General features: G+C 45.2%; 22 protein-coding genes and 1 rRNA gene. 15 read left to right on the top strand and 8 right to left on the bottom strand.

Annotated elements, in window-relative coordinates; genetic code table 11:
• Nucleotides 1-8 precede the first annotated feature (8 nt).
• The 4 genes from rrf to NI470_RS06025 all read left to right on the top strand — a co-directional run bounded on the left by rrf (nucleotide 9) and on the right by NI470_RS06025 (nucleotide 5,046).
• Nucleotides 9-123 (top strand): 5S ribosomal RNA (gene rrf / locus NI470_RS06010).
• A gap of 151 nt (nucleotides 124-274) precedes the next feature.
• The gene (locus NI470_RS06015) at nucleotides 275-1,468 is read left to right on the top strand and encodes an MFS transporter (protein WP_253148015.1); all 1,194 of its coding nucleotides are present in this window, start codon (nucleotides 275-277) and stop codon (nucleotides 1,466-1,468) included.
• A 222-nt stretch (nucleotides 1,469-1,690) separates the two neighbouring features.
• A complete protein-coding gene (locus NI470_RS06020; protein WP_253148014.1) occupies nucleotides 1,691-4,099 on the top strand; it encodes a YgiQ family radical SAM protein in 2,409 nt (802 codons plus the stop codon).
• 398 nt (nucleotides 4,100-4,497) lie between these two features.
• A complete protein-coding gene (locus NI470_RS06025) occupies nucleotides 4,498-5,046 on the top strand; it encodes a DUF2726 domain-containing protein (RefSeq protein ID WP_004732580.1) in 549 nt (182 codons plus the stop codon).
• Nucleotides 5,047-5,100: 54 nt separating this feature from the next.
• Here NI470_RS06025 and NI470_RS06030 read toward each other — a convergent pair whose 3' ends face one another.
• Nucleotides 5,101-5,457, bottom strand: a complete 357-nt coding sequence (locus NI470_RS06030) for a RidA family protein (RefSeq protein ID WP_129717124.1) — start codon at nucleotides 5,455-5,457, stop codon at nucleotides 5,101-5,103.
• Complete coding sequence (gene shiA / locus NI470_RS06035) at nucleotides 5,447-6,757, bottom strand: shikimate transporter (RefSeq protein ID WP_224216172.1); 1,311 nt, start codon at nucleotides 6,755-6,757, stop codon at nucleotides 5,447-5,449. The genes NI470_RS06030 and shiA overlap by 11 nt, the downstream gene beginning before the upstream one ends.
• Nucleotides 6,758-6,772: 15 nt before the next feature.
• On the opposite strand from shiA, the gene NI470_RS15765 reads away from it, so the two are divergent.
• Entirely contained in the window at nucleotides 6,773-6,901 is a 129-nt protein-coding gene (locus tag NI470_RS15765; protein ID WP_004732574.1) for a hypothetical protein, read from the top strand.
• A gap of 78 nt (nucleotides 6,902-6,979) precedes the next feature.
• Here the strand turns inward: NI470_RS15765 and dinB are convergent, their stop codons facing one another.
• The 4 genes from dinB to mdtD all read right to left on the bottom strand — a co-directional run bounded on the left by dinB (nucleotide 6,980) and on the right by mdtD (nucleotide 11,363).
• On the bottom strand, nucleotides 6,980-8,035 hold the full coding sequence (gene dinB / locus NI470_RS06040) for a DNA polymerase IV (RefSeq protein ID WP_044108956.1): 1,056 nt from the start codon (nucleotides 8,033-8,035) through the stop codon (nucleotides 6,980-6,982).
• A 20-nt stretch (nucleotides 8,036-8,055) separates the two neighbouring features.
• Nucleotides 8,056-9,072, bottom strand: coding sequence for an MBL fold metallo-hydrolase (locus NI470_RS06045; RefSeq protein WP_253148013.1), 1,017 nt, complete (start codon nucleotides 9,070-9,072; stop codon nucleotides 8,056-8,058).
• A gap of 53 nt (nucleotides 9,073-9,125) precedes the next feature.
• Nucleotides 9,126-9,905, bottom strand: a complete 780-nt coding sequence (locus NI470_RS06050; protein ID WP_004644887.1) for a glycoside hydrolase family 25 protein — start codon at nucleotides 9,903-9,905, stop codon at nucleotides 9,126-9,128.
• A gap of 66 nt (nucleotides 9,906-9,971) precedes the next feature.
• Nucleotides 9,972-11,363, bottom strand: coding sequence for a multidrug transporter subunit MdtD (gene mdtD / locus NI470_RS06055; RefSeq protein WP_253148012.1), 1,392 nt, complete (start codon nucleotides 11,361-11,363; stop codon nucleotides 9,972-9,974).
• A gap of 178 nt (nucleotides 11,364-11,541) precedes the next feature.
• On the opposite strand from mdtD, the gene NI470_RS06060 reads away from it, so the two are divergent.
• Nucleotides 11,542-13,359, top strand: a complete 1,818-nt coding sequence (locus NI470_RS06060; protein ID WP_420908918.1) for a choice-of-anchor I family protein — start codon at nucleotides 11,542-11,544, stop codon at nucleotides 13,357-13,359.
• 153 nt (nucleotides 13,360-13,512) lie between these two features.
• Nucleotides 13,513-14,487: a hypothetical protein gene (locus NI470_RS06065; protein WP_086044352.1), complete on the top strand. Its 975-nt coding sequence runs from the start codon at nucleotides 13,513-13,515 to the stop codon at nucleotides 14,485-14,487.
• 66 nt (nucleotides 14,488-14,553) lie between these two features.
• Here NI470_RS06065 and NI470_RS06070 read toward each other — a convergent pair whose 3' ends face one another.
• Complete coding sequence (locus tag NI470_RS06070) at nucleotides 14,554-15,174, bottom strand: LOG family protein (protein ID WP_253148011.1); 621 nt, start codon at nucleotides 15,172-15,174, stop codon at nucleotides 14,554-14,556.
• Nucleotides 15,175-15,506: 332 nt separating this feature from the next.
• Between NI470_RS06070 and NI470_RS06075 the strand changes: the two genes are divergently transcribed.
• The 6 genes from NI470_RS06075 to NI470_RS06100 all read left to right on the top strand — a co-directional run bounded on the left by NI470_RS06075 (nucleotide 15,507) and on the right by NI470_RS06100 (nucleotide 23,989).
• Nucleotides 15,507-17,084, top strand: coding sequence for a TerC family protein (locus NI470_RS06075; protein WP_253148010.1), 1,578 nt, complete (start codon nucleotides 15,507-15,509; stop codon nucleotides 17,082-17,084).
• 73 nt (nucleotides 17,085-17,157) lie between these two features.
• A complete protein-coding gene (locus tag NI470_RS06080; RefSeq protein WP_253147161.1) occupies nucleotides 17,158-17,622 on the top strand; it encodes a YchJ family protein in 465 nt (154 codons plus the stop codon).
• Nucleotides 17,623-17,683: 61 nt separating this feature from the next.
• Nucleotides 17,684-18,328 (top strand): trimeric intracellular cation channel family protein, encoded by a 645-nt coding sequence (locus tag NI470_RS06085; RefSeq protein ID WP_004644893.1) that lies wholly within the window; start codon nucleotides 17,684-17,686, stop codon nucleotides 18,326-18,328.
• A 129-nt stretch (nucleotides 18,329-18,457) separates the two neighbouring features.
• Complete coding sequence (gene niaP, locus NI470_RS06090) at nucleotides 18,458-19,777, top strand: niacin transporter NiaP (protein WP_004281032.1); 1,320 nt, start codon at nucleotides 18,458-18,460, stop codon at nucleotides 19,775-19,777.
• A gap of 165 nt (nucleotides 19,778-19,942) precedes the next feature.
• Nucleotides 19,943-22,162 carry a DNA topoisomerase IV subunit A gene (gene parC, locus NI470_RS06095; RefSeq protein ID WP_253148009.1) on the top strand — a complete coding sequence of 740 codons (2,220 nt, stop codon included), beginning with the start codon at nucleotides 19,943-19,945 and terminating at the stop codon, nucleotides 22,160-22,162.
• Nucleotides 22,163-22,312: 150 nt separating this feature from the next.
• Entirely contained in the window at nucleotides 22,313-23,989 is a 1,677-nt protein-coding gene (locus NI470_RS06100) for a long-chain-fatty-acid--CoA ligase (protein ID WP_004644897.1), read from the top strand.
• 48 nt (nucleotides 23,990-24,037) lie between these two features.
• Here NI470_RS06100 and NI470_RS06105 read toward each other — a convergent pair whose 3' ends face one another.
• Nucleotides 24,038-24,418, bottom strand: a complete 381-nt coding sequence (locus NI470_RS06105; RefSeq protein ID WP_004732541.1) for a hypothetical protein — start codon at nucleotides 24,416-24,418, stop codon at nucleotides 24,038-24,040.
• Between the two features lie 100 nt (nucleotides 24,419-24,518).
• Here NI470_RS06105 and NI470_RS06110 point away from each other — a divergent pair, with 100 nt between their 5' ends.
• Both NI470_RS06110 and ppa read left to right on the top strand, forming a co-directional pair.
• Nucleotides 24,519-24,917: an MAPEG family protein gene (locus NI470_RS06110; protein ID WP_180037305.1), complete on the top strand. Its 399-nt coding sequence runs from the start codon at nucleotides 24,519-24,521 to the stop codon at nucleotides 24,915-24,917.
• 117 nt (nucleotides 24,918-25,034) lie between these two features.
• On the top strand, nucleotides 25,035-25,571 hold the full coding sequence (ppa, locus tag NI470_RS06115) for an inorganic diphosphatase (RefSeq protein WP_004281037.1): 537 nt from the start codon (nucleotides 25,035-25,037) through the stop codon (nucleotides 25,569-25,571).
• The last annotated feature ends 45 nt before the right edge of the window (nucleotides 25,572-25,616 follow it).

Consider the following 25,616-nt stretch of genomic DNA (forward strand, 5'->3'; position numbering starts at 1 on the left):
ACAGTTGTGCTGGCGACCATAGCAAGAGTGAACCACCTGATCCCTTCCCGAACTCAGAAGTGAAACCTCTTAGCGCTGATGGTAGTGTGGGATTACCCATGTGAGAGTAAGTCATCGCCAGCTCATTATTCGAAACACCCCCAACTAAGGTTGGGGGTGTTTTTTTTATGCGTGGGATTTGGTCAAATAACAGTTGTTTATGTGCTATTTCGACTGAAACATCACATAAAAACAAAATTGAGAGGCGTATACTGAACCGGTCTATGGAGCGGATATGTCCTCAAATTCATCTTCAAGCCATATTGAATATGGCTCTTCTGCTTTTAAAGCAGTGCTTTTTTCCTTATTTCTTGCTGGCTTTGCCATTTTTTCATCACTGTATTGCGTACAGCCCATGATGCCGATTCTGGCTGATTATTTCCAGGTCAGCCCGACTCAAAGCAGTTTCCCTTTATCTTTTTCTACCATTGCCTTGGCAGTTGGTCTTATTTTTACTGGGCTGATCTCGGACCGATTTGGTCGTAAGCCGATTATGGTCTGGTCTCTATTTTCAGTCTCAGTATTATTACTATTAAGTGCAATATTGCCGATCTGGTCCGTGTTTCTGACCACACGAGTAATGATTGGATTGACAGTCAGTGGTGTCGCTGCGGTCGCGATGACTTATATCGGGGAAGAAATTGCAGAAAAAGATATCGGTTTTGCCATGGGCTTATATATTTCTGGCACAGCGATAGGTGGTATGGGAGGGCGTTTAATTGCCGGAGTTTTAGTTGATTTTATCTCTTGGCAATCTGCTACTTTGTTGATTGGTATTTTAAATCTCTGTATTGCAGGCTTATTTTATTACCTATTACCCGCTTCGCAACATTTTAAAGCCTATCCAATCAAGCTGAATCGTTTTAAAAACTCATTTAGGCAGAATCTTGCTGATCCGAAACTTCGGGTTTTATTCCTGCAAGGTTTTATCTTGATGGGCTGCTTTGTCTCGGTATTTAATTATCTGAGTTATCGCTTGATCCAAGCGCCATTTGAGCTATCTCATGTCTGGATTGGTGTGATTTCGATTACTTATTTGGCCGGTATTTATAGCTCCCCTCGAGCAGCATACTGGGGACGGCATTATGGCAAATTCAGAATATTGGCAGCCATGATTCTGATGATGCTTGCGGGCTTGACGCTGATGCTGATCAATCAGTTGGTTATTGTTTTTATTGGATTGCTGATTTTTACTTTTTCTTTTTTTGCTGCCCATTCGACCGCCAGTAGCTGGGTGTCGATCCAGTCGTTACAGTATCGGGCAGTCGGTTCGTCGCTGTATTTATTTTGCTATTATCTGGGTTCAAGTGTGTTGGGGAGCTCAAGCGGATTGGTATGGGAAAATTATGGCTGGATAGGATTAACTGTGTTTATTACCACGTTATTACTAGTGGGTTTGGCATTCAGTTTAAAACTCCGTTCTAATTAGAGACTCTGTCCAGTCTTTCAACCTAATAAATAAGATCAATTTCTTTTTTGATATATTTAAACTTTAGATTCAAATGACAAAGAGAGCGTGATTCAGTTAGTCTCTGATTTTGTATAAATTATAATCAAGCAAGCTAGACCTAATTCGTGGTAAAATAATCGGCTTTCATCTTTGATCTTATTTTTAGATCTCCTATCATCTGCCAGCCGAGAATTGCTAGCCATGTCTACTGCTTATACCATGCAGACTGCGCCAAAAGCGTTGTTTGATTACGACAAATATTGGGCGTCTTGTTTTGACCCTGCGCCATTTTTGCCGATGTCACGCGAGGAAATGGATCAACTCGGCTGGGACAGCTGTGATTTTATTTTAGTTTGTGGTGATGCTTATATCGATCATCCATCTTTCTGTTCAGGCATTATTGGCCGTACCCTGGAAGCACAAGGCTTCCGTGTCGGTATTATTGCACAGCCAGACTGGACCAGCGTGGATGCGTTCCGCGTTTTGGGTAAACCAAATATTGCCTGGGGTGTAACAGCAGGGAATATGGATTCCATGATCAACCGTTATACGGCTGACCGTAAAATCCGTTCTGATGATGCCTATTCACCAGACAATCAGCCAAACAAACGTCCAGACCGTGCGGCAACTGTGTATTGCCAGCGTGTTCGTGAAGCTTATCCGGATGTACCAGTATTGCTCGGCGGTATTGAAGCGTCGTTACGTCGTATTGCACATTATGATTACTGGTCAGACAAAGTCCGTCGTTCAGTCTTGATGGATTCAAAAGCCGATCTTTTAATGTACGGTAATGGCGAACGCTCAATCACTGAAATCATGCATCGCTTGGCGCGTGGCGAGAAAATTCACGAGATTACTGATGTTCGCGGTACAGCGTTTATTGTGAATAAACACAACCGTGCCTCTAAAGCCAAGTTTGTGGAAATTGCATCGAATGATGTCGATGCCATTGGCCGTGTTGATCCAATTATTAACCCGTATGTCATGACTGAAGATATCGAGGGTTGTGAGATTGAACAAGGCAAGGATTCTAGCCAGTACCAAGGTTTTCAAAAAGAACATGTCGCTAACCCGATTGTGCGAGCAGGGGATGACTTAGATTCTGATACACAAATTGTGCAACTGCAACCGGCTTCTAAAGCGATTAAACATAAGTTACCGCCGCGCGAATTGGCCGTAATTCGTTTGCCTGCTTTTGAAGAAGTGGCTGCAGATCCAGTGCTCTACGCACATGCCAACCGTATTCTGCATCTGGAAACCAATCCGGGGAATGCGCGTGCCATGGTGCAAAAGCATGGTGAACGTGATGTCTGGTTGAATGCACCGCCAATTCCGTTGACTACCGAAGAAATGGACTATGTGTTTGACCTGCCTTATGCACGTCTGCCGCATCCTGCTTATGGCAATGCACGTTTCCCGGCATTCGACATGATCAAGTTCTCTGTGAATATCATGCGTGGTTGTTTCGGTGGTTGTACTTTCTGTTCAATCACAGAGCATGAAGGTCGTATTATTCAGAACCGTTCTGAAGAATCAATTTTGCGTGAAGTAGAAAAAATCCGTGATACCGCACCGGGCTTCACGGGTATTATCTCGGACTTGGGTGGCCCAACAGCCAACATGTACCGTTTGGCCTGTAAAGATCCTGAGATTGAAAAGAACTGTCGTAAACCGTCATGTGTATTCCCGGGCGTGTGCCAAAACCTGCATACCGACCATGCGCCATTGACGCAGTTATACCGTAAAGCGCGCTCTTTACCAGGCATTAAAAAGATTCTGATTGGTTCAGGCCTACGTTATGACCTGGCGGTTTTAAACCCTGAATATGTCAAAGAACTTGTCACCCATCATGTGGGTGGTTACTTGAAGATTGCACCTGAGCATACCGAGAAAGGCCCACTCAATAAAATGATGAAGCCGGGTATTGGGACGTATGACCGCTTCAAGCAAATGTTTGATCGTTATAGTAAAGAAGCCGGTAAGGAACAATACTTGATTCCTTACTTCATCGCGGCGCATCCGGGTACCACCGATTACGACATGATGAATCTGGCGATTTGGTTGAAGAAGAATGGTTTCCGTGCTGATCAGGTACAGACCTTCTATCCTTCACCGATGGCGACTGCAACTACCATGTACTACACCGGTAAAAACCCGCTGGCGAAAGTGGCGCGTTATACTGAAAATGTCGACATTGTGAAAGGTGAGAAACGTCGTCGTCTGCACAAAGCTTTCTTGCGTTATCATGATTCAAACAACTGGCCGTTATTGCGTGAAGCCCTGAAAGAAATGGGCCGTCAGGATTTGATTGGTAACTCGAAACAGCATTTGATTCCGACTTATCAGCCTGCAGGCAGTACAGACGGTCAGTATCAATCGGCGCGTAAGAAAAACTCGACGGTTGCAGGTGATTCGCAAAAACGTACCGGTGAGCAAGGGAATCGTAGCAAGGCTGCACAAGCTCAGTCACGTCCTTCAAATACCAAGAAACGTCCTGAACGTGGTCAAATTCTGACCCAGCACACTGGTTTGCCGCCGCGTGAAACAGGCGATGCCAAAAAACCGTTTGGTGGGCCAAAGCCTAAAGCGAAGCCCAAATCACGTGCATAATTAATTTAATAAAAAGACACTTCGGTGTCTTTTTTTAGCTCTTGGGTAAAGTAACGTAGCCTGAGCTTGTCAGTTGAAAGTGTAAAAGAATATATTATTTGAATTAAATTCTTTAAAAAAGTGATATAAAAATAACACTTTGTCGGAATTGTCCTATAGTTGGGCAGATATGTATTGCGGTCAATTCCATGGATGTTTTAGAGTGCATTATCAGTACTTTAAATCCACTTTCATTGGCATCCAGAGAGATGTCACTTTAGGTAACACAGAATCGAGTTTTGATACCAGTTGTATGGGTATTTAAACAGATTGGTTGTTATATCTATTTAAAATAAAGCGTGGGTTTATACTGCACAACAATAAAACAAAAATGATTATAAGAATTCAAGGATTTAGGCATGACCACCTATATTATGATTGGGAGTTTCCTGCTCTTCTGTGTCGTGCTCATGGCATGGAAAAAGCTCGGAAATAATTCCAAACCACAAGACAGTGCGTTAAAGCAACGTGCTATTTTTAACCTGAATGAGCAATTGACCTTCACCCGTTTGAGGGAAGTATTACCTGAATACATCATTTTGGCACATGTTTCCTATGATGCCTTAATGACGACTAAATTTAACCGGACTCGACATAAGTACCGCAACCTGACTGCAGATTTTGTAATTCTGGATCAGCAGCACCAGATTCTAGCCGTGGTGGGAGTAGATGACCCATTAATTTTGAAGCGTCCCCAGCAGACGGGTTTTCAGGATGCATTACTAACCATGGCAGGTTATCGGGTAATTCGTTACGATGATGTGCCAGAATATTATCAGTTGCGCCAGGACTTCTTGCAGGAGCAAGCGCAAATGCAGAAAATGCCCAAATATACAGTTAGCAATGATCTGAAAAAATATTATTTATATTCGGATTTAGAGCGCAGTAAAATTAAAGCAGTCGGTTAAAACAAAAAAGCATGCCAGAAGCATGCTTTTTTTATGAATATCGATCTTGAAACATTATTCCGGTTTAACCGCCACGACAGTCAGTTCGACCAATACCCGTGGATCATAGAGTTTTGCTTCTACACAGGTACGAGGCAGCGCTTCGATATCAGCGACCCAGGCATCCCAGACTTCATTGAAGGCTGCATAATCCTTTTCAATATCTTTCAAATAGATAGTTACCGACATGATGTGACTTTTGTCTGTACCGGCATCTGCCAGAAACTGGTCAATAATATCTAAAGTCTGTTGGCTTTGCCCTTTAATATCCAGTTCGACATCTGTGGCCAGCTGGCCGGCAAGATGCACCAGATTACCGGCAATAGCAATTTCCGAAAAGCGTTTCGATACGTGTAAACGTTCAACTGTCATGTTGTTCATCCTGAGTTTTGGGCATCAGGGCTGCGACCAGTGCAGTCAGCAGACAACCCACCGCCAGATAGATGGCTACATAATGCCATGAACCATCCGCCCAAATCACCAGTGCCGCTGCAATAAATGGGGTAAAACCACCACCAATGATGCTGGCGACCTGATAACCAACTCCGGCACCGCTGTAGCGGTATTCTGTACCAAACAGGGAGGTGAAAATCGGTTGATGGACACTGACCACCATATCGTGTGCGACGTTCGCCAGTAAAATTGCCCCGACAATGATCATCCAGGTATTTTGTGCATCGAGCGCCATAAAGAATGGAAAGGCCGAAAGCGCACCAATCAAACCACCCCAGACACACATTTTCTGATGATTGAATTTATCCGCCAGCCAGGCAAAGAAGGGAATACTGAAACAGCTAATGGCCCCGACCATCAAGGTAATATTCAGGAAGAACTGTTTGTCCATGCCCAGATTACTGGTCGAATAGTTCAAGGCGAAATTGGTGACCAGATACATGGTCAGCAATTCGGTCAAGCGTAAAGCAATGATATAGAAGAAAGCTTTAGGGTGTTTACTGATGGCCTGCAAGATCGGCAGCTTTTCTGGCTGATGATCTGCTTTCACCACCTTTTCTACAAACTCTTGTGATTCATCCTGATCACGGCGAATCCACATCGCCACAGCTAACAATACGATACTGGCCAGAAAGGGAATACGCCATGCCCATTCAGCAAAGGCTTCTTCACCCAGTGTTGCAATAATAATCGACACTGCACCGGTCGCCAGAACCAGACCGACGCCATAACCGACCTGAACCCCACTGCTATAAAAGGCTTTTTTTCCTTTTGGCGCATTTTCTACGGCCATGAGTGCTGCACCGCCCCATTCACCACCGACAGCAAAGCCTTGCAAGGCACGGCAAAACACCAGTAGCACCGGAGCCCACCAGCCAATTGCTTCAAAATTTGGCAGCAGACCAATCCCGACCGTGGAAATTCCCATCAGGATTACCGTAAGTACCAGCATTTTTTTACGGCCGAGCTTGTCACCAAAGTGACCAAATACCACACCACCTAAAGGACGAAACAGGAAGCCGACCCCAAAGGTGGCCAGTGCCGCCAGGGTGCCCATATTCTCGCCAATACTGGGAAAAAACTGATCTTTAAAAATTAAGGCTGCAACAATGCCGTAAAGGAGAAAATCATACCAATCGACAACAGCACCAACAAAACTAGATAGCGCAGCTTTACGTGCGCGTTGTTCTTGAACAACAGAAGAATTTACAGAAGACATGCAGGAGGGAATTCCATGAGTTACATCAGAGTTGCCCTGCAATATTCGGATTTGATCGTCACGCTAATCACAGGACAGCATGCTGAAAGTAAAGGTGATTTTCAGCATCTCAGCACATACATGGATAATGCATTGCGCAGATAGAGTACTCTAAAAAATCAAAATGTAAAAACAAAGTTGCCGTATTTTTAAACTGATGCCTAAAACGTGATCAAAAAAGGTTTAGAGTAGCAATAACTGGGTTTCAGTTTCGGGGACGCTGAGCTGATACACGCCGACGCCGATCAGCCGAAATTGCATCTGCGGAGCAATATGCAGGTCGTCGAGCAGTAAGTCCAAGGCTTGGGCTAATTCCTGTGGGCTACGCAGCACCTGTTTAAAACTTTTACTGTGTTGCATCACCTGAAAATTCTTGAGTTTTAATTTGACCGTAACGCCGCGAGCAGAAAGCTGTTTCTTTTGCAGGCTTTGCCATACTTGTCCAAGTAAAGGCTCCCAATAGGGGCGACATTGGTTCAGATGCAGGTCATCATCAAAAGTGGTTTCTTTGGAAATTTGCTGGCGTTCCCGTTCCACTTCGACCGGTCGTTCATCAATGCCTTGAGCATACAAAAATAGCCGCCGGCCATATTTGCCAAAATGTTGAATCAGTAAGGCTTCATCGATTTGCTGTAAATTGCCTAAAGTTTCTAGATTCAGACTTTTCAGTTTTTCCTGAGTGACTTTTCCCACGCCGGGAATTTTTTTCAGGGACAGATCCTGGATAAAACGCTGTACCTGCGAAGGTTTAATTACACAGATGCCATTCGGTTTGTGCCAGTCCGAAGCAATTTTAGCGAGAAACTTGTTGGGCGCTACACCAGCAGAAGCGGTTAATCCGGTGGCTTGAAAAATATCCTCACGAATCTGCATGGCGACTTCAGTAGCACTTGGAATTTGTTTTAAATTCTCTGTGACATCCAGAAAGGCTTCATCTAGAGACAGTGGTTCAATCAGGGAAGTATATTGCTGGAAGATCTGATGAATCTGTGCAGATACCTGCCGGTATTTGGCAAAATCCGGCTCAATCACGATGACCTGAGGACAGAGTTTGCGCGCCTGTCCCATGGACATGGCAGAACGCAGGCCATAAACCCGTGCCGGATAAGAGGCAGCCGCGACCACTGCCCGAGGATGATGCGAAGCAATCACCACAGGTGAGTCTTTCAGTTCTGGACGTTCACGCAGCTCTACCGAGGCATAAAACGCATCCATATCAATATGAATAATTTTGCGCATATCCGCTATCTTAAGGGGCTTTAATCGGATTGGGAAGCGAAGGCTGAGTTGAGTAAATAGGGCTGCGGTTCGCTGAGCAGGACGACTTTGGTCCCTTGTGTCTCGGCAGCCTGAATCAGAAATTGCAAACTTTTTGGGGTGTCATCGGCAAGACGAGGTAAAAATTGCAGCGGCTGGTTTAAAGGCTGAAAAAAATCATCCCAATGCATTGGAATCACCACTTTGGGCTTGAGCATGTTCAGGGTTTCAGCTAGATATTGTTGCTGATAGGCAGAAGATTGTCTGGAAAGCTGGGCAATGCCTAAAAATAAAGTATCGACCTGTAGGTTTTTAAATTGATCCGGGATAAATCCGGTACTGGCCTTGACCAGAATTTTATATCTCGCATGCTCAATCAGGTAATCGAAACTGCCGCCTTCTTTAAATTCGGAAAATTTGGCCGGAAGGGTTAAAGGCTGTAGCAGCTCTTTGCCTAAATCATCATTTACCACTGTGGGCGGGGTATGTTGTGAGGGAATTGCAGTGATCTGGAAATGCCCCCATTGCTGTACTTGCCAAGGCTTAATCGGCTGTAATTGCTGTGGAGTAACTTTGGGATTTGCCCGGGCGATATTCAGGGTGCTTTGCGAACCGACCACAGCAGTTTCGGGAAGCATCTCTAGTAAAGCCGGGACATCCAGAACATGATCATAATGAGAATGACTGACCAGAATGGCTTGGGTTCGGCTCAATTCATGGCATTGTACCAGTTGTTCTAAGAGCAGCTTATCACTTTGAATAGGTCGAGTAATTACTTGCCGCAAAGATGGCCGGCTAAAGAAACCATCGATCAGGATCTGATCGTGGCCATCATCGAGTAACAGGGTGGACACACCAAAAAATTTGACTGTAAGCCCGTGAACGGATATACCGGTTTGCGGCTGCCACGCTTTAAAGTCACTAACCTTGCCCGAAGCTTGCAACAGATAAGCCAGCATACCCGCGATGAGTAGGAGTAGAATCACCAGACCGAGTAAAATGCCTTTTATCCATTTCAATCTTTTTATTTCCTTGTTGTTTTTATAAAGAACTTGTTTTCAGGCGATCAGCTTTATTTCGCTTTATTCTCAGATGAAGGTACTACAATCGCATTCTTTTTGAGAAAATCCAGCCATTGCTGTTCTGAGCCATAAAAAACATTCAGGTCTACCGGTGTGGTAATACCGGGAATTTTCCCCTGACTGGTATGTTGCCAAAACGTCCATTTAGGCTGATCTTTTAAATCAGGCAGACCTTTGTATTCACGTACCCAGAGTGGTACGTTAGGAAAGTGTCCTGCCAGTACAATATTATAAAAAGCTTTAGAAATATAGAAAATCGGCTGCTTGCCATAATGCTTTTTCAGGGCATCGTGCATCACCTGAATTTCGTTTAAAAGCTGCTCTTTAGAATAGGTATTGATGCATTTGCTGTCATATTCCAGATCAATTACTGGCGGTAAGGCATCCGGTTTATTGGGTACGGAGTCAATAAAATTCTGGGCTTGAATGCTGCCATCGCGGCAGAGCCGGTAAAAATGATAGGCACCGACCAAAAAGCCGCGTTCACGTGCTTTCAACCAATTTTCCTGAAAACGGGTATCTTTAAAGTCGCCGCCTTCAGTGGCTTTCAGATAAACAAAACGGTATTTTTCAGGCGAAATCTGCTGCCACTGAATCTCTTTTTGATGATGCGATACATCAAAACCCTGAATAGGATAATCGGCTGCATGGGCAGACGGTGCTTTCATCAGGCAGAGATAGACCATGGCGATCGTGATCACAGTGATCAGTATGCCCAGCCCAATCAAGAGCGATTTATGAACTCTGTTCGGAGCCTGATTTTTTTGCATTTTCAGTCCTTGCCTATATGTGATTTAGCCTAAAACTTACAATCAGCCCGAAGTGAATATATCGCATCAAACCGGGGTATTTTTAGGAATATGCCAGAAAATATAGGCCGCAATAATATTGATGCAGCCTAAACAGATCAGTGATACATGAAAAGCAGCCACCAGATTGTCAGCGCCGTAATAGGCACTCAGCATGTTCACCAGTGTTCCTGCCAGTGCCACCCCGATACTCATTGACAGCATCATGATCATCGACAGGAAACTGTTGCCGCTACTGGCATCCTGCTGGCTTAAGTCCTTTAAGGTCAGGGTATTCATCGACACGAATTGCAGTGAATTTAAAATGCCGAAGATAAAGAAATGAATCGCACGGAGCCAGATTGGGGTTTCCGCCGTGGTCAGGGCAAAACTGGCAATACATAGACCTACCAGTAAGGTATTGACCAGCAAGACCCGACGGTAGCCAAAACGCTGAATGATGTTGCGGATAATCGGTTTGGAGGCCAGCGAACCAAGCACAGTCGGAATCATCAATAAACCGGTAATAAAAGGTTCGAAACCGAAAGCCACCTGCAACATCAGCGGCAGTAAAAACGGAATCGAGTTACCGCCGAGACGGGCAAAGAAATTACCCAAAATACCAATCGCATAAATTTTATTTTTAAACAGCCGGCTGCGAAACAGGGCATTGCTATGGGTATGTGAATGATAGGCATAAATCAGGGTGGCCAACAAACCAACCAGAATCAGGCTCAGGCTCCACCACAGCGAGTTTTGTGGACTGGCAAAATTTTCAATTCCGAGACAGAGGCCTACCATGGCCACGACCAGCAAGATAAAGCCCCAATAATCAAAACGGGCCACTGTAGGTTCAAGCACATTGGGCATAGCTTTAAAGGTAATCAGCGCGCCCAGCAAGCCAATCGGCAGATTGATCAGGAAAATCCAGTGCCAGGACAGATATTCGACCATCCAGCCGCCTAAGGTCGGTCCAATCAGCGGGCCAATCAGGCCGGCCAGACTCATCAGGCTCATGGCGGCCAGAAACTGGGGGCGTGGAATGATTTTGAGCATCGCCAGCCGGCCCACCGGGAGCAATAATGCACCACCAATCCCTTGAAAGATCCGGTACACCAATAATTCATTCAGGCTACTTGACCAGGCACAGCCTAAAGAGGCCAAAGAGAAAATAATAATTGCAGCAAAATAGGTATTTCTGACCCCGAACCGGTCTGCCAGCCAGCCACTTAAGGGAATGCAGGCCGCCACAGACAGCACATAAGCCACAACCACACTGTGCATGCGTAGCGGATCTTCCTGCAAATTTTGGGCAATTGCAGGTAGGGCGGTATTAATAATGGTGGTATCCAGTCCCTGCATAAAAAAGCCAATCGAGACCAACAAGACCAGCAGTCTGAACTCGGGATCTAAGGCTTGATGCGTAGGCGTGGCATTCATAATTCTGGAAAATTGAAAATTTTGAATAGTTTAAAGGAATCAGTCGAGTCTGTCGTATATAAAGCGTGTCAACTTTTATAGCAGTGTTGTGTCAAGGAACTGCAACCGATCTGTCATGGCACTGCAATGCTCTGGTTATAAATTGGTCACGAATTCTTCATGATAGATCAACAAAAAAATGAAATTAAAATTAAAGTCTTTGATAGTGGCCATGCTGGCTGTGGGGATGGTGGCATGTGGAAGTGAGAATGAAAATGAAACACCGGTTCCAATCGTCGAGACTACACCGAACTCGATCGAGTTAAGCAAATTGGCGGCTTATGAATCGGGTATGTTTGCGCAAAGTGCAGCAGAAATTCCGGCCTTTGATGCCGAGAGTCAACGCCTATTCGTGGTCAATGCCAAAGAAGGCGTATTGGATGTGCTGGATTTAAGTCAGCCTGATCAGCCGAAAAAAATAACTTCTATCACGGTCGATGACATTGCGCCAGATGCTGAGGTCAATAGTGTGGCGGTTCACAATGGCATCGTCGCCATTGCGATTCAGGCTGCTGTGAAAACTGATCCTGGCTATGTGGCCTTGTATCAGGCCAAAGACCTGAGCAAGCTGGCCCACGTACAGGTGGGTGCCTTGCCTGACATGCTGACTTTCACACCAGATGGTCAAACTTTGCTGGTAGCCAATGAAGGTGAGCCTTCTGATGATTATCAGGTTGACCCTGAAGGTTCGGTGTCTGTCATTAATCTGGCCAATTTAAAAGCCCCGATCGTTCGTACAGCAGACTTTAAGGCCTTTAATGGACGGGAAGCAGCATTGCGTGAACAGGGCATCCGCATTTTCGGACCAAAGGCCAGCGCAGCTCAGGATTTTGAACCTGAGTACATCACGGTTTCGAAAGATGGAAAAACCGCCTGGGCTGCCTTACAGGAAAACAATGCCTTGGCCAAAATTGATGTGGCTGCTGCCAAAGTACTCGCTGTTTATCCATTTGGCTTCAAAGATCATGGCATAAATGGTCATGGCATGGATGTCAGCGATGCGGATGGTGTCGACGGTAAAGGCAAAATCAATATTCAAACTTGGGCCAATGTCCGTGGCTTATATATGCCAGATGCGATTGCAAGTTTTGAGGTCGCCGGCAAAACCTATATTGTGTCTGCTAATGAAGGCGATGCCCGTGCCTGGGGTGAAAACAATCCTGCATATTTCAATAACGATACCAGTCAGGGCTTTGTAGAAGAATGGCGGGTGAAACACTTGGTCCATGCCAAAGGTTTTGACCGCCGTCTGGGTGATGGTTTACCAGCCCATCTTCGGGTATTGGCCAAAGGTGCAGAACTCAATCCGGCTAACTTTGCCTACTGCGGTGCTATTGTAGGGGATGCCAAAGACTGCCGTGAAGATCATCTGCTAGGCCGTTTAAATATTAGTTGGACCGAAGGCTATCAAAAAAATGCCGATGGTACAGCCAAACTGAATGAACGGGGCAATCTGGTCTATGATCATTTATATAGCTTTGGTACACGCTCGGTCAGTATCTGGGTGGAAAATGATCAGCAGACCGGTTTAGAACTGGTATGGGATTCGGGCGATCAGTTTGAGCAGTATATTGCCAAACATCATCCTGAGATTTTCAACTTTAATCATGAAGAAGCCGGACTGGATAATCGCAGTGACAATAAAGGGCCGGAACCTGAAGGGGTGACCTTGGGGCAGATTGGTCAAAAAACCTTTGCCTTTATTGGGCTGGAGCGTGTCGGTGGCATCATGGTATATGATGTGTCTACACCTGCATCACCAGTCTTTGTGCAATATATTAATTCACGTGATTTTAAAGCGACTACAGCGCAGATTGAAATGGGACAAGCCGGTGATTTAGGACCGGAAGGTTTGGTATTTATCCCCGCCAAAGACTCCCCGAATAAGAAACCCCTCCTGGTGGTCGGCCATGAAGTCAGTGGCAGTACCACGATTTATCAAGTAAATCTCAAGTAGTCAAAAGCTTTTAAATTCAGGGCACTTCGGTGCTCTTTTTTGTAAGGTGACCATATATATGACAGTCTTGTCATTAAAATGAAATAAAACCGTCATAATCTTGGGCCAACTTTTCAGCACTGCTGAAATCTCCTCGCGTATAGGTTTGTTTTTATGACAATCGAGATTTTGATGGTGATCGGCTTCTGTTTGGCCGCTTACTCTATTGTCGGAAATGATGTACCTCAAACCCTAGGGACATTTATTTCTTCGAATTCACATCGCCCATGGTGGGTGTTGTGGATTTATATCAGCTCAATTTTAATTGTCGTATTGGTCTATGGTTGGTATGCATCTGGGGTGGGTGATGCCTCATACGGTCGTTTAGAAACGATTCCTTTCCCTGAAGGTGGTATTACCTGGCTGTATATTGTGCCGCCAATTCTCCTGTTACTACTAACCAGATACGGGATTCCAGTCAGTACCACCTTCCTGGTGCTTACGATTTTCTCTCCTGCCAGCTTAGGCTCGATGATGGTCAAATCGATGATGGGCTACGCCGTGGCCTTTATTGTGGCGATTGTCATCTATCGTTTTGTGGTCAAGCAGCTGGCACGCCATTTTGCCAAGACGCGTCATCAGGAGCACTCCAAGGTCTGGATGGGCTTGCAGTGGGTCTCTACCGGTTTCCTGTGGAGCCAATGGCTGATTCAGGATCTGGCTAACATCTTCGTGTACGTGCCACGTCAGGTGCCGTTTGAATTCCTGATGTTTGCGATTACGGTATTCGTGGTCTTGCTGGGCGTGATTCTGTATCAACGTGGCGGGGCGATCCAGAACATTGTCGACACCAAAACCGGTGTGACCGACATTCGTGCTGCAACGATTATCGACTTCATGTATGCCATTATCCTGTTAGTTTTTAAAGAGTGGAGCAACATTCCAATGAGTACCACCTGGGTATTCCTGGGCTTACTCGCAGGTCGTGAATTTGCCATGTCGATGATTCTGGATGAAGTCAACAAACATCGTACTTCACGTAATGTCAGTGCAGATGCCATGAAACTGATGTTCGGTCTGGCCATGTCAGTGATTCTGGCAACAACTTTACCGATGTTTTATGAGTTTGTGACGAATTATGGTCAATAAGTCCTGATATTAAAAATCCAATAAAAAAGCGAGCCAGGTGTTCGCTTTTTTATTAATTGGAACGGTTTAAACCACAAATCTTTGTGGAGAGCCTAAATTGGTTAAAGTTGTATAAATTTCTTCTTCGTGTTCACAAATGATCAGTTTGGCACGATGCTGTGGCGGTAAAAAACCATCTTCGACAGCGCGGTCCAGCTGCGCAATCAAGGCATCATAGAAACCATTCACGTTATAGAGCATCATCGGTTTCTGGTGCTGGTTCAGCTGACCCCAAGTGGCAATTTCCAGAATTTCCTCAAACGTGCCCAGTCCACCCGGTAATGCCACAAAGGCACAGGCCCGCTCGGCCATCATAGCCTTGCGTTGATGCATGCTGGTCACCACATGTAATTCGGTGAGCTGGTTATGGGCAATTTCATAATCCAGCATAAATTCAGGAATCACCCCTACAGCTTCACCGCCATGCTGGATCATGGCATCCGCGACCTGTCCCATCAAGCCAATACTGGCGCCACCGTAAACCAGCCCGAAACCATGTTCTGCCAGTCCTTGCGAGAGATGAATGGCTTTTTCTAAATAAACCGGTTTGTTGCCTGCACGTGAACCACAATAGAGAGCCACTAGAGGGCGTGTTGTTTTTGGGGAGTTTTCTTTAAAATAATCTGTCATTTGAATTACGCTTTGCATTTATTTTCTTCACCTTATCATTTTTCTTTCTTGTGACTATAGCTTAATTAATAAATATGACAATTCTGTGTGCGGCTACATTTTCACTGCAATAGGGCTCAGCAAAATTCATCGATAAACAGCTATGAAAACAGGTGAATTTCAAATTGATCTTGATATACTGAAAATTGGTTTCACAACAATAGAACGACGATGGGTAGTGGTAGTTGGCCGTTTAACTTTATAAATCTACGCCAAATAATTGATCTTATTCAATATAAAAAATTCTGTTTTGCTGTGTCACAGCGTCAGGTGATTCCATGCTGCAGTCCTGAGCTTCAGGAGCCAAGCGTATGATCTTTGAATGGATGTCAGACCCTTCAGCCTGGGTCGGTTTACTCACGTTGATTGTTCTTGAGATTGTACTCGGGATCGACAATCTGGTTTTCATTGCTATTTTGGCGGAGAAACTGCCACCAGAACAACGTAATACGGCGCGGATTGTCGGCTTGATGCTGGCCCTGCTGATGCGTTTGATCTTACTGGCCTCGATTGCCTGGGTAGTGACCCTCACTGATCCACTATTCCACATCTTTGATCATGCTTTCTCGGGCCGCGATCTAATTCTATTGTTTGGTGGGGTGTTCCTGCTGTTTAAAGGCACCATGGAACTGCATGAGCGTCTGGAAGCCAAACCCGTCATCAAAGAAGAAAATCCGGTCCATGCAGTATTCTGGATGGTGATAGTTCAGATCGTGGTGCTGGACGCCGTATTCTCATTAGACAGCGTGATTACTGCAGTCGGTATGGTTAAAGACCTGTCAGTGATGATGATTGCCGTGATTATTGCCATCGGGATTATGCTCTGGGCATCCAAAGCCCTGATGGATTTTGTCAACAGACATCCGACCGTGGTGATTCTGTGTCTGGGCTTCCTGATGATGATCGGTTTCTCGCTGGTGGTCGAAGGCTTCGGTTTCCATATTCCGAAAGGCTATCTGTATGCTGCGATTGGTTTCTCGGTGATTGTCGAATTTATTAACCAGACCATGAAACGCAATCAGGAAAAAATGGTGACTACTACGGATATGCGCTACCGTACTGCCTCTGCCGTAATGCGGATGCTGGGTGGTAAACCTGCTCAGGACAATGATTCGTCTGAACCGGAAGATGTTCTGGCCACGCGTGCCTTTGCCGATGAAGTCTTTAATGATGACAATGGCATCTATCATAGTGTCATGGTGCAGGGGGTACTGGGTCTGTCTGAACGTCCGGTCAAATCAGTGATGACACCGCGTCCTGAACTGGAATGGATTGATCTGGACAATGACGCTGACAGTATCAAAGCGCAGTTATTGCAGATGAGCCATTCACGTCTGATCGTTGCACGGGGTGAACTGGATAATATTGCCGGGGTGGTACTGACCCATAAAGTCCTGAACGAATATATTGAAACCGGGGTGCTGGATTTTGAAAAGCATTTACGTGAACCGGTCATCGTGCATGAAAATGCCCAGGTCTTGATGGTGATGGAGCAATTGCGTCAAGCCCCATTACAGATGGCGATTGTCCTGAATGAATATGGTTCGATTGAAGGGATTGCCACCCCAATTGATGTACTGGAAGCGATTGCTGGTGAATTCCCGGATGAAGATGAGCTGCAAGCCGCCGCAGAAAGCCTGGAAGATGGCAGCCTGATTCTGGATGGTTCTACTGATATCCGTCATGTTTCTTTGCTGCTGGATCGTGATCTGGTCAATGAAACCGAAGAATATTCAACCCTGTCCGGCTATGTGTTATTCCATATGGCACGTTTACCGCATAGCGGTGAGAAGTTTGAAGCAGACGGGCATATCTTTGAAGTCGTCACCATGGACGGCCATAAGATCGACAAAGTGCATATCATTCCGCGGCTTCCTACACAGGACTAGACTCTAGCCAATGTTTGGCCTGTAAAGTTTGCTAAAATAGCCCGCATTGTCGGGCTATTTTTATGGAACTGAAATGTCAGAAGCATGTCCATGTGGACAAGGCGAATATCACAGCTGTTGTCAGCCACTGCATGCAGAGCAAAAGGTCGCAGAGACTGCACAGCAACTCATGCGTTCCCGTTACAGTGCCTTTGCCAAGCATGAAATCGATTACATTAAAACCACGACTGCGCTGGGTCAGCAACAGGCGCTGGACCTGCAGGCAATTAGTGAATGGAGTAAAGCCAATCAGTGGTTAAAACTTGAACTTGTTCAAATCAATGAAAAACTAGATAAAAATCATGCCTTGGTCGAGTTTAAGGCACATTATCATGATGGCAAGCAGGCACAGGTTCATCATGAAGCTTCGCATTTTGTGAAGTTTGAAGGTCGCTGGTATTTTCTGGATCCGACTACAAACCAGACCATCACCATGAAACAGGCCTGCATTTGTGGCTCGGGGAAAAAATTTAAGCAATGTTGTGCCGGATTCTTATAACTTTCACACAGATTTAGCTTAGAATAGCCGCCATCTCAAAGCCTCAGGTGGAAGCAGGGCGATGTTACTGACCGTCATCTATATTATTGCAATTACCGCTGAAGCCATGACCGGGGCATTGTCCGCTGGCCGGCGCAGCATGGACTGGTTTGGCGTGATGATTATTGCTTGTGTTACTGCACTGGGTGGCGGTTCGGTCCGCGATGTTCTGCTCGGACATTATCCCTTGACCTGGGTCAAACATCCCGAATATCTGGTGCTGACCTGTTGCGCAGCCTTCGTGACGATCCTGATTGCCAAATGGATGCGACAGTTACGTAATGTCTTCCTAGTGCTGGATGCCTTGGGTCTCATTGGCTTTACCATTATTGGCTGCCAGATTGCCCTGGAAATGGGACATGGTTTTGTGGTCAGCGCCGTCGCCGGTGTTTTGACCGGAGTGTCTGGCGGGATTTTGCGTGACATTTTATGTAATGATGTGCCGCTGGTGTTCCGCCGTGAATTGTATGCCAGTATTGCCTTTGTGTCAGTGATCTTTTACTGGCTCTGTAGTCATTACGGTTTGTCGCAGGATCTGACCATTCTGTCTACCCTGATTTTTGGTTTTAGCTTACGTCTAATCGCCATCTATTTTGGTCTGGAAATGCCAAAATTCATTTATAAAGATGATGATGAGCACTCGGCATCTTCCAAAGACGAATCTTGATTTTTAAATGTATGAAGTGCGGCAATAAAAATAGCCGCATTCAGCTCAATTCGTAGTATAAAAAATACAAAGCAGCCCACCTGTTGAGAAAGCAGCATCTCCCGTTCCACCTGATCAGAGATTTTTGTTATGGATTTAGTTTCTCGCATACAACGCTTACCGATTGGTAGGTTTCACTACACCTTGCTGGTGGTGATTGGACTGGGCTGGATGTTTGATGCGATGGATACCGGATTGATTTCCTTTATCCTGGCCAAAATGGCCGAAGACTGGCAGATGACTGCCGATCAAAAAAGCTGGGTAGTGTCGATCGGTTTTGTCGGCATGGCAATCGGGGCGATTTGTTCAGGTGGCCTGGCAGACCGTTTTGGCCGTAAAACAGTCTTTGCTGCGACTCTGGTCATTTATAGCTTGGCCACGGCAGCCTGCGCTTTTGCACCGAATCTGACTTGGCTACTAGTATTCCGTTTTATTGTCGGTTTAGGCTTGGGTGGTCAGTTACCCGTGGCCGTAACGCTGGTCAGTGAATATATTCCTGCACATGTGCGTGGCCGTTTTATTGTCTTGCTGGAAAGTTTTTGGGGGCTAGGCTGGCTGGTTGCGGCGCTGGTATCGCGCTTTGTTATTCCTGATTTTGGTTGGCAAACTGCTTTCATGATTGGTGGCCTGCCTGCGCTGTATGCCATTGTAATCTGGAAAATGGTACCGGAATCTATTCCATTCCTGATTAACCGTGGTCGTATAGAGGAAGCTTCGGCACTGGTCAAAAAGATTGAGCGTCAATGTGGCGTTCAAGTCTATGAAATTTTTGAAGTGAAACCGGTCGCAGAGAAGCAGAATATTTCATTTTCCCAGTTATGGTCGGGTATCTTTGCGCGCCGTACGCTTATGCTCTGGCTGATCTGGTTCGGTATTATCTTTTCCTATTATGGCATCTTTACCTGGTTGCCAAGTTTACTGGTCAAAGAAGGCTATAGCATTGTCCAGTCTTTTGAATATGTGCTGATTATGATTCTGGCGCAGTTGCCCGGTTATCTGGTGGCGGCATGGCTGGTCGAAAAACTCGGTCGTAAGCCGACTTTGGCCGGCTTTATTGGCATGTGCGCGATTTCTGCCTATTTCTTTGGTCAGTCGGGTAGTGTTACTGAAATCGTGATTTGGGGCTGTCTGATGTCCTTCTTTAATCTGGGCGCCTGGGGCGTGCTCTATACTTATACCCCGGAACAATATCCGACCAATATCCGTGCCTTTGGTTCAGGCTGGGCCGGTGCTGTTGGCCGGATTGGCGGCATCGCAGCACCCTTTGCCGTAACCCATCTGATGGGCATGCCCAATGGTTTCAGCTATGTCTTTACCATGTTTACTGCGGTTCTGGTCGCTGTTGCGATTGTGATTCTGGTCCTGGGTGAAGAAACCAAAGGCAAGACCCTGGAATCGATGGGCTTATAAACAGAATGATTTTTTAGTTGCTTAGGGCCTATAAAGTGGATATTTTTAGGCCATAAGACACAAATTGTCGCGCTGAACGATTTGATGCCCTTGTGTCATCTACAGCCACGACTTAGCATAAGAAACATTGATACAAAAACGAATTATTTAGGACTATAGGTTGTTATGACAAGCCTTGCGCATCATGCGACAGAAAACCGTTCCGTAGCAGAATTTACCGAACAAGCTTATCTAAATTACGCCATGTACGTGATTATGGATCGGGCACTCCCTCATATTAGCGATGGCCTGAAACCGGTACAGCGCCGGATTGTCTATGCCATGAGTGAGCTGGGCCTGAAATGGACCAGCAAACCGAAGAAATCGGCACGTACGGTCGGTGACGTACTGGGTAAATACCATCCACATGGTGACTCAGCCTGTTATGAAGCCATGGTGCTGATGGCGCAGCCCTTTAGTTATCGTTACCCGTTTATTGAAGGACAGGGCAACTGGGGTTCTCCGGATGATCCGAAGTCTTTCGCAGCGATGCGTTATACCGAAGCCAAGCTTTCCCAGTACAGTGAACTGTTGCTGTCTGAGCTAGGTCAGGGTACCTGTGAATGGCAGGACAACTTTGATGGTTCGATGAAAGAACCGGTGAACTTGCCAGCACGTGTACCGAATATCTTGCTCAATGGTACCACTGGCATTGCAGTTGGTATGGCTACTGACATTCCGCCGCATAATTTGCGTGAAGTAGTCAAAGGTACCATTGCCCTGATTCGTAATCCGAACCTGACCGATGAAAAAATCGCAGAATATATTCCTGCGCCAGACTTGCCGACCAAAGCTGAAATTATCACCCCGCCTGCTGAACTGTTAAAAATTCAGACCACAGGTCGTGGCAGCTACCGCATGCGTGCGGTCTATAGCGTCGATAAAAACGAAATTATTATCACTGAATTGCCATATCAGGTCTCAGGTTCCAAAATTATCACTCAGATTGCCGATCAGATGCAGGCCAAAAAACTGCCATTGGTCAGTGATGTACGGGATGAATCGGATCATGCCAATCCAACCCGTTTAGTGATTGTATTGCGTTCGAATCGTATTGATGCCGAATCGGTGATGAGTCACTTATTTGCTACGACTGATCTGGAATCCAGCTACCGCGTCAACATGAACATGATTGGTGCGGATGGTCGTCCACAGGTGAAATCGATTCGTCGTATTTTGCTGGAATGGATTGAGATCCGTAAAACCACGGTAACGCGTCGTCTACAATATCATCTGAACAAGATCGAAAAACGTCTGCATATTCTCGGTGGTCTGATCATTGCTTATCTGAATATTGATGAAGTGATTCAGATTATCCGTGAAGAAGATCAGCCAAAGCCGGTACTGATGCAGCGTTTTAATATTGACGAGATTCAGGCCGAAGCGATTCTGGAACTAAAATTACGCCATCTGGCCAAGCTTGAAGAAATGGAAATGCGCCGCGAACAGGAAGAACTGGAAGCGAAAGCGGCAGTGATTCGTGAACAACTGGCCAATCCGGAATCTTTAAAAAGCCTAATTATTTCTGAGCTGAAAGACGATGCCAAGAAATTTGGTGATGATCGCCGTTCGCCAATCGTACAGCGTGCCGAAGCTGCTGCAATTAATGAAACTGAAATGTTGCCGGCCGATCCGGTAACGGTGGTGTTATCAGAAGCTGGCTGGATTCGCTGTGCCAAAGGTCATGAAGTCGATGCAGAAAATCTGAATTTCCGTGCTGGTGATCAATACTTGAGTCATGCACAGGGCAAATCCAATCAACGCGTTTATGTATTAGATGACACTGGGCGTAGCTATGCCTTGGCCATCAACACGCTGCCATCTGCGCGTGGTCTCGGCGAACCACTCAGTTCAAAACTGTCTCCAGGCAGCGGGGTAGGTTTTAAACAGGTTCTGGTGGCAGAGGATGAAACTGAAATTCTAGCAGCAAGCAACAAAGGCTATGGCTTTAAAACCCAAGCCAAGCAGCTGGATACCAGTGCCAAAGCGGGGAAAGCTTTCCTGAATTTATCTGAAGGGGCAGAGGTCATGAACCTGCAGCCACTCGATGATGTCACGCATGTTGCACTGCTCAGTTCAGCAGGACGCCTGTTGATTGTCGATTTAGCAGAATTACCTGTATTGAATAAAGGTAAAGGAAATAAATTGATACAACTTGAAGATGGTGATCAAGTTTTGTCCATGACAATATTCAAGCTTGATGAAATAATTCAAGTGCTTGCAGGACAACAGCAGTTAAAATTAAAAGGGGATGATTTGCGAAAATATATCGGCAAGCGCGGTACAAAAGGACAGCTTTTACCACGCGGATATCAAAAAGCAAATAAACTGTTGATTCAAAGATAAGACTAGCATCCATCCTGCGAAATACGTTATATATGAACAACGATTCAACAAGATGGATGCAATATCGCACATATACAAGTCTAAAAATGGCGTGTGATATTGAAAAAAACAGTTGAAATACTAAGGATTATGATTGGAGAGATGGCCATTATGGAAAAAATTTGGTTTGCTGAATACCAAAAAACAGGGATTCCAGAAACAGTAGAATTACCAGCAGAAAATACTTCTCTAGTAGATATTTTTGAGCGTAATTTCCAAAAATTCGGCTCGCGTGATGCCTTTATCTTTATGGATAAGGCCATGACTTTCAATGAATTGGAAGAGGCGAGCCGCAAGTTTGCAACTTATCTACAAAGCTTGGGGTTGGCAAAAGGTTCACGTGTGGCAGTGATGATGCCAAACGTTCTTCAGTATCCGGTTGTGGCACTTGGGGTGTTCCGCGCAGGTTTGGTACTGGTCAACGTGAATCCACTCTACACATCACGTGAACTTGAGCATCAATTAAATGACTCTGGCGCTGAAGTACTGGTGATTATTGAGAACTTTGCTTCTGTTTATCAAGCGATTATTGGTAAAACACCGGTGAAACATGTCGTGGTAGCTTCTGTCGGTGATATGCTGGGTGCCTTGAAAGGGACACTGGTGAACTTTGTATTGCGTTCTGTACGCAAGCAAATTCCAGCTTGGGATATCCCAGGCCATGTGAGATTTAATGCGGCGTTATCTAAAGTTAATCCAAGTAACTATAAACGCCCTGAATTGACCCTTAGCGATACAGCAGTTCTTCAGTATACAGGTGGTACGACGGGTGTATCTAAAGGCGCTGAACTGACGCATCGTAACTTGGTTGCGAACATGTTGCAGTGTGACGGCATCTTTCAGAGTAAATTTGGTGCGCAAGATGGCCAGCCAGATGACCGTATTTTCTGTGCCTTACCGCTTTATCATATCTTTGCTTTCATGGTGTGCGCACTTTACGGTATGTACAAAGGTCAGGCGAACGTTCTGATTCCAAACCCGCGTGATTTACCTGCGGTGATGAAAGAGCTACGTAAATATCAACCGACTTTCTTCCCGGCAGTGAATACACTGTTCAATGCGTTGGTAAACAATGAAGAGTTTAAGCAACTTGATCATAGTAAACTGAAAATGGCGATGGGCGGCGGTATGGCCGTACTTCCTTCTACTGCAGCAGCATGGAAGAAAGTTACCGGAACCAATATCGTTGAAGGTTATGGCTTATCTGAAACCTCTCCAGTGGCAACAGCGAACCCACCTGCGTCTGAAGAATTCAGTGGCACCATTGGTATTCCATTGCCATTGACTGAAGTGGCTATTCTGGATGATGAAGGCAATGAAGTTCCACTGGGTGAGCAAGGTGAAATTTCAATCCGTGGTCCTCAGGTCATGAAAGGCTACTGGAACCGTCCAGATGAAACTGAAAAAGTCATGGTGAATGGCTTCTTCCGTACCGGTGATATCGGTGTCATGGATTCACGTGGTTATGTGAAAATTGTAGACCGTAAGAAAGACATGATTCTAGTGTCTGGTTTTAACGTTTATCCATCTGAAATTGAAGAAGTTGTAGCAACTCATCCAAAAGTATTGGAAGTGGCTGCGATTGGTGTGCCAGATGAAAAATCAGGTGAAGTGCCAAAACTGTTTGTCGTGAAAAAAGATCCGTCTTTAACCACAGAAGAAGTTTTAGCATTCGCTAAAGAAAACCTGACCGGTTATAAACGTCCACGTTATGTCGAGTTTATGGATGAATTGCCAAAATCAAACGTAGGTAAAATCCTGCGTAAAGATCTGCGTAAAACAGCCTAATACCTGCAAAAAAAAGCGCCGTCAGGCGCTTTTTTTGATTTGGACTTTTTATTTTTTCATTAACCAGCGATCAAAATAAGGACGGCCTACACCAACTACTCCCAAGAAGATAAACATGGTGCCAAACTGACGGGTAAATCCGGTTTGATTAAAGCTGCCATAACTTAGAATGTTGTCGATCACACAATAAACTAGAATCGCAACCAGCCAGTGCCAGAGAGGCGTACGCTTGATGCCTACAAAATAAAAGGCAATCCATAAAATGGCAAAGGTGAAGATTGGTGACCAGATATTCATATTGGCACAAATGACAGCCATCAGAAATGCCACGATCGGCAGCACAATTTTTAATACGCGATCCACTTGACGTTGATGCTGGCGTTGTTTCTCGAGGACATCGAACATTTCATTTTGATCAGGCGCGACCATAGTGAATCCTTAACAAGTAATAAAAAGCACTCTATTTAACAAAATTTATTCACGAAATGCCATGCTATGATACAGATAAAATTTTCATGAGAAAAAACAGATGCACAGCATTAGTGGGGTTATTTATCTCATTTTGGCCGCTTGTCTTTTGCCTTATGTGTTTACATTGATTGCAAAAAAATCAGCAGGCTTCAGCAGCAAAGACAATCAGAACCCACGGGCATTTTTAGAAAAGTCTTCAGGCTTGGCCAGTCGCGCCAATGCTGCCCAGCAGAACAGCTTTGAAAGTTTGCCACTCTTTATTGCTGCTATTTTAATGGCGGAATATATGGTGGTGCCGCAAAGTGTAGTGATGACTTTTGGTGTGGCTTATCTGGTTTTTCGTGTGTTGTACGGAATCTGCTATTTGGCCAACTGGGCGACTTTACGCTCCATTGTATGGTTGCTCTCGATGTTATGCCCTGTGACTTTATTGCTGCTGATCATCAAGTTGGTTTAAGTCATCAGGTCTACGGACATATTTACAGTTCAACATTTTAAAATCCAAAAAAATCTTTAAAAACCGTTATAATTGTCGCGGTTTTTTAAAAGATATAACTTGTTAAAGAGTGATGCTATGAGCTACAGCAATATCCCAGCGGGTAAAGATGCGCCAAACGATATCTATGTGATCATCGAAATTCCTGCAAATGCAGCACCAATCAAATACGAAATCGATAAAGATTCTGATGCGTTATTTGTAGACCGTTTCATGGGTACAGCAATGTTCTACCCAGCAAACTACGGTTATGTACCAAACACACTATCGCTTGATGGTGACCCATTAGACGTACTGGTGGTAACGCCTCATCCAGTAGAGCCAGGTTCAGTCATTCGTTGTCGTCCTGTCGGTAAATTGAACATGGAAGATGACGGTGGTGTTGATGCGAAACTGGTTGCAGTTCCACATGACAAACTGACTCCAATCTACAAAGATGTTCAGGAATATACTGATCTTCCTCCATTGTTGATCAGCCAGATCGAACATTTCTTCCAGCACTACAAAGATCTTGAGCCAGGCAAATGGGTTAAGTTAAGTGGTTGGGAAGGTGCTGATGTTGCAAAACAAGAAGTACTGGACTCAATTGCTGCTTATGCAGAAGCAAATAAATAATTGCTTTTTGTCGTCCAGGTTTTAACTTTTTAAAGCCTGGAATAA

Source organism: Acinetobacter lwoffii, assembly GCF_024129115.1.
Taxonomy (GTDB): Bacteria; Pseudomonadota; Gammaproteobacteria; order Pseudomonadales; family Moraxellaceae; genus Acinetobacter; species Acinetobacter lwoffii_T.

What these genes read in the sequence shown, in the direction of transcription:
- NI470_RS06015 (WP_253148015.1), top strand. Translation starts at nt 275, where the DNA reads ATGTCCTCAAATTCATCTTCAAGCCATATTGAATATGGCTCTTCTGCT.
- NI470_RS06020 (WP_253148014.1), top strand. Translation starts at nt 1,691, where the DNA reads ATGTCTACTGCTTATACCATGCAGACTGCGCCAAAAGCGTTGTTTGAT.
- NI470_RS06025 (WP_004732580.1), top strand. Translation starts at nt 4,498, where the DNA reads ATGACCACCTATATTATGATTGGGAGTTTCCTGCTCTTCTGTGTCGTG.
- NI470_RS06030 (WP_129717124.1), bottom strand. Translation starts at nt 5,457, where the DNA reads ATGACAGTTGAACGTTTACACGTATCGAAACGCTTTTCGGAAATTGCT.
- shiA (WP_224216172.1), bottom strand. Translation starts at nt 6,757, where the DNA reads ATGTCTTCTGTAAATTCTTCTGTTGTTCAAGAACAACGCGCACGTAAA.
- NI470_RS15765 (WP_004732574.1), top strand. Translation starts at nt 6,773, where the DNA reads ATGAGTTACATCAGAGTTGCCCTGCAATATTCGGATTTGATCGTCACG.
- dinB (WP_044108956.1), bottom strand. Translation starts at nt 8,035, where the DNA reads ATGCGCAAAATTATTCATATTGATATGGATGCGTTTTATGCCTCGGTA.
- NI470_RS06050 (WP_004644887.1), bottom strand. Translation starts at nt 9,905, where the DNA reads ATGCAAAAAAATCAGGCTCCGAACAGAGTTCATAAATCGCTCTTGATT.
- mdtD (WP_253148012.1), bottom strand. Translation starts at nt 11,363, where the DNA reads ATGAATGCCACGCCTACGCATCAAGCCTTAGATCCCGAGTTCAGACTG.
- NI470_RS06060 (WP_420908918.1), top strand. Translation starts at nt 11,542, where the DNA reads ATGAAATTAAAATTAAAGTCTTTGATAGTGGCCATGCTGGCTGTGGGG.
- NI470_RS06065 (WP_086044352.1), top strand. Translation starts at nt 13,513, where the DNA reads ATGACAATCGAGATTTTGATGGTGATCGGCTTCTGTTTGGCCGCTTAC.
- NI470_RS06070 (WP_253148011.1), bottom strand. Translation starts at nt 15,174, where the DNA reads ATGCAAAGCGTAATTCAAATGACAGATTATTTTAAAGAAAACTCCCCA.
- NI470_RS06075 (WP_253148010.1), top strand. Translation starts at nt 15,507, where the DNA reads ATGATCTTTGAATGGATGTCAGACCCTTCAGCCTGGGTCGGTTTACTC.
- NI470_RS06080 (WP_253147161.1), top strand. Translation starts at nt 17,158, where the DNA reads ATGTCAGAAGCATGTCCATGTGGACAAGGCGAATATCACAGCTGTTGT.
- NI470_RS06085 (WP_004644893.1), top strand. Translation starts at nt 17,684, where the DNA reads ATGTTACTGACCGTCATCTATATTATTGCAATTACCGCTGAAGCCATG.
- niaP (WP_004281032.1), top strand. Translation starts at nt 18,458, where the DNA reads ATGGATTTAGTTTCTCGCATACAACGCTTACCGATTGGTAGGTTTCAC.
- parC (WP_253148009.1), top strand. Translation starts at nt 19,943, where the DNA reads ATGACAAGCCTTGCGCATCATGCGACAGAAAACCGTTCCGTAGCAGAA.
- NI470_RS06100 (WP_004644897.1), top strand. Translation starts at nt 22,313, where the DNA reads ATGGAAAAAATTTGGTTTGCTGAATACCAAAAAACAGGGATTCCAGAA.
- NI470_RS06105 (WP_004732541.1), bottom strand. Translation starts at nt 24,418, where the DNA reads ATGGTCGCGCCTGATCAAAATGAAATGTTCGATGTCCTCGAGAAACAA.
- NI470_RS06110 (WP_180037305.1), top strand. Translation starts at nt 24,519, where the DNA reads ATGCACAGCATTAGTGGGGTTATTTATCTCATTTTGGCCGCTTGTCTT.
- ppa (WP_004281037.1), top strand. Translation starts at nt 25,035, where the DNA reads ATGAGCTACAGCAATATCCCAGCGGGTAAAGATGCGCCAAACGATATC.